The 3,163-nt window shown below is 73.1% G+C and carries 4 protein-coding genes; 3 read left to right on the top strand and 1 reads right to left on the bottom strand.

Features of this window, described 5'->3' with window-relative positions; genetic code table 11:
• Both ACZ51S_RS34680 and ACZ51S_RS34675 read left to right on the top strand, forming a co-directional pair.
• Positions 1–95: adenosylhomocysteinase (locus ACZ51S_RS34680; RefSeq protein WP_351857368.1), on the top strand; the 95-nt coding region annotated here is incomplete at its 5' end.
• Between the two features lie 93 nt (positions 96–188).
• On the top strand, positions 189–806 hold the full coding sequence (locus ACZ51S_RS34675) for a hypothetical protein (protein WP_468804762.1): 618 nt from the start codon (positions 189–191) through the stop codon (positions 804–806).
• Here the strand turns inward: ACZ51S_RS34675 and ACZ51S_RS34670 are convergent.
• The gene (locus ACZ51S_RS34670) at positions 803–1,696 is read right to left on the bottom strand and encodes an RDD family protein (protein WP_468804760.1); all 894 of its coding nucleotides are present in this window, start codon (positions 1,694–1,696) and stop codon (positions 803–805) included. The genes ACZ51S_RS34675 and ACZ51S_RS34670 overlap by 4 nt on opposite strands.
• A 111-nt stretch (positions 1,697–1,807) precedes the next feature.
• Here ACZ51S_RS34670 and ACZ51S_RS34665 point away from each other — a divergent pair, with 111 nt between their 5' ends.
• Complete coding sequence (locus tag ACZ51S_RS34665) at positions 1,808–2,815, top strand: stage II sporulation protein M (protein ID WP_468889640.1); 1,008 nt, start codon at positions 1,808–1,810, stop codon at positions 2,813–2,815.
• The last annotated feature ends 348 nt before the right edge of the window (positions 2,816–3,163 follow it).

Genomic DNA, 3,163 nt, shown 5'->3' with positions numbered 1-3,163 from the left:
TGGGCGTCAAGCTCACCACCCTGCGCCCGGAGCAGGCCGCGTACATCGGCGTCAAGGTCGAGGGCCCGTACAAGCCCGACCACTACCGCTACTGATCCACCGCTACCGATCCCAGCGGATCCGCAGCACTCCAGGCAGGCCCCCGGCACCCGCGCCGGGGGCCTGCCCCGTACCCGAGGACCACAGCCATGCCCCGCGGCCGCTACTCGCTCCACGACCCCCACGACCGCACCCCGCTCGGCGAGGAGCACTTCCACTGCGCCCCCGGCCCCTCCGGCTGGCGCTACGTCGCCCAGCTGACCACCCCCGACGGGGGCCACCGCGGCTCGCTGGACCTGGCCATCGACGCACTCGGCCGCCCCATCCGGCTGGAGGCGAACGCCGCGAGCTGGCAGGTCCGCGGCGCCGCCATCGACGGCGTCACCTGGGTCCGCACCGACCCGACCGGGGCCGAGGCCACCGAGGGCAACGTCGCCGCCGCCGGCTTCACCGGCAGCTCCCCGGCCTTCCTCATCGCCACGGCCCGCCTGCTGCGCCTGGGCCCCGGAGCCCCCGCGACCCGGATCCGGCTCCTCGCCCTGACCGACCCGGTCCTGGCACCCCGCACCGTCGACCAGGCCTGGGCCCTGCTCTCACGGGCCGAGCACCCCACCGACAGCGGCCCGCTGGTGGTGGACGAGTACCAGGTCACCGCCCTCGACACGGGCGAGGTCCACACCGTGCACATCGCCGGGGACGTGGTCCTCTCGGCACCCGGCATCGAACTGGAACACCTGGAAACCCCACCGTCCTCCTTCGAGGACTAGCCGGGCGGAGCGAACCCGGTCCCGCGCGCCGGCGGTGTCTCGGGGGCCACCGGCGCCGGAGCCCGGGACGGCATGGGCGCCGGCACCGGGGCCGCCACCGGGGCGACGGCAGGGGGCGCCGGGGCCACGGCCGCGGCCCGGCTCACCGCGAAGGCCCGCGCGGCATCCCGGGACTGCCGTTCGTGCACCACCGCCATCAGGAACGCGGCGGCCGGCACCCCGGCCGGCGGCGGCGTCCCCGTCCGGGCCACCACGTCGTCCGCGAGCCGCACGGCCATCGCGGCACCGGTGTGCGGGTCCAGCTGGTTCATCCGCGTCAGGTACTGCCGGATCGCCAGCCACAGCCCGTCCGGCACCGCCGACAGGTCCAGCGCGGCGAACCGCCCCGCCAGCCACGGCGGCGGCGGGGGCACCGGCATCACCCGAGCCCCCGGCACCCGCTCCCGGACCACCAGCGTCCCGGCGAACACGTCGCCCAGCCGCCGGCCCCGCTCCGACATCAGCGAGGCGATACAGGCGACCGCCCCGAACGTGAACAGCAGCTCCACGACCCCCAGGGCGCCGCGCACCAGCGCGTGCCGGAACCGGATCGGCCCGCCGTCCTCCCGCACCACCCGCAGCCCGCACGCCAGCTTCCCCAGCGAGCGGCCGTGGCTCAGCGTCTCCACCGCGATCGGCACGCCGACCAGCACCAGCAGGAAGCTCGCCACCATCACCGCGGCCTGCGCGGCTTCGTCGAGCCCGGCGGTCGCGTAGAGCAGCCCGACCAGCACCGCCACGTACCCGATGCCGTACACGGCCGCGTCGAGCAGGATCGCCAGCACCCGACTCGGCAGCCGGGCCGGCCGCAGACCCAGGACGACCGCGTCTCCCGTCACCAGATCACTCACCGAGCGCACCTTTCCCCGACCTGCCCCGCCCCTGAGCACCCCAGTCTGCCAAGCTGACGACAGGAGAAGTAAGCCGTATCGGGTGGCCAGGGGCAGGGGAGCGGTAACGGGATGGATCTCGACGTCTTCGTGGCGGCCCACCAGACGGAGTGGGACCGCCTGGAGCAGCTCCTCGGCCGGGGCCGCCGGCTCACCGGGGCGGAGGCCGACGAGCTCGTCGCCCTCTACCAGCGCACCTCCACCCACCTCTCCCTGATCCGGTCGAGCGCCCCCGACCCGGTATTGACGGGCCGCCTGACCCAGCTCGTCGCCCGCGCCCGCTCCACCGTCACCGGCACCCGCCGCGCCGGCTGGCGCGACGCCGCGCGTTTCTTCACCGAGGGCTTCCCGGCCGCCGTGTACCGCAGCCGCCGCTGGTGGATACCCACCGCGCTGCTCTCCACGGCCCTCGGCGTGCTCATCGGCTGGTGGATAGCCACCCATCCCGAAGTGCGGAGCGCGATCGCGGCCCCGGAGCACCTGAAGGAGCTGACGCGGCCGGGCGGCGGGTACGAGACCTACTACTCCAGCCACCCGGCGGCTTCCTTCGCCGCCCAGGTCTGGACGAACAACGCCCAGGCCGCCGCCATCTGCCTCGTCCTCGGCGCCTTCCTCGGGCTCCCGGTGCTCTGGATCCTCTTCCTCAACATGGCGAACCTCGGCGTCGGCCTCGGCCTGATGACCTCCGCCGGCCGCCTCGACGTCTTCCTCGGGCTGATCCTCCCGCACGGCCTCCTCGAACTGACCGCCGTCTTCGTCGCCGCCGGTACGGGCCTGCGCCTGGGCTGGACGGTCATCGACCCGGGCCCCCGCACCCGCCGCACGGCCCTCGCCGAACAGGGCCGCGCCGCCCTCGGCATGGCCATCGGCCTGGCCGCGGTCCTCTTCGTCTCCGGCCTGATCGAGGGCTTCGTGACCCCCTCGGGCCTTCCCACCTGGGCCCGCGTCACCATCGGCGTCCTCGCGGAGGCGGCGTTCCTCGCCTACGTGTACGTCCTGGGCGGCCGGGCCTCCCGCGCCGGCGAGGCGGGCGACGTGGAAGAGGCCGACCGCACGGCGACCCTCCCGACCGCGGCCTGATGTGCGTACCGACGGCCTGAGCTGCTAGTCTCCTCGTCGTCCCGCAGACCGTTGACACGGCCGCTGTGGGGAGGTAGATTCGAACGGTTGCCTCGAACTGGACAAGTTCGGCAGCGATGGTTTAACATCTCTCTCGCCCCCAAATGGAATTGAATTCCCGTGGGGCACAGTCGACTCCTCATTCAGGAAGCCGAAGCCCGGGAAATCCGGTGGAAAGCTTCTGATAGAGTCGGAACCGCCGGAAAGGGAAAGCGCGAAAGCGCAGGACCTCGAAAGCGCCGAGGAAATCGGACACGAAAGAGTCTGATAGAGTCGGAAACGCAAGAACGAAGAACAGAACGAAAGCCC

The sequence above is a fragment of the Streptomyces sp. NPDC034043 genome (assembly GCF_055575675.1).
The sequence above is the reverse complement of the archived record's forward strand: the minus strand, read 5'-3'. Positions and strand labels throughout refer to the sequence as shown.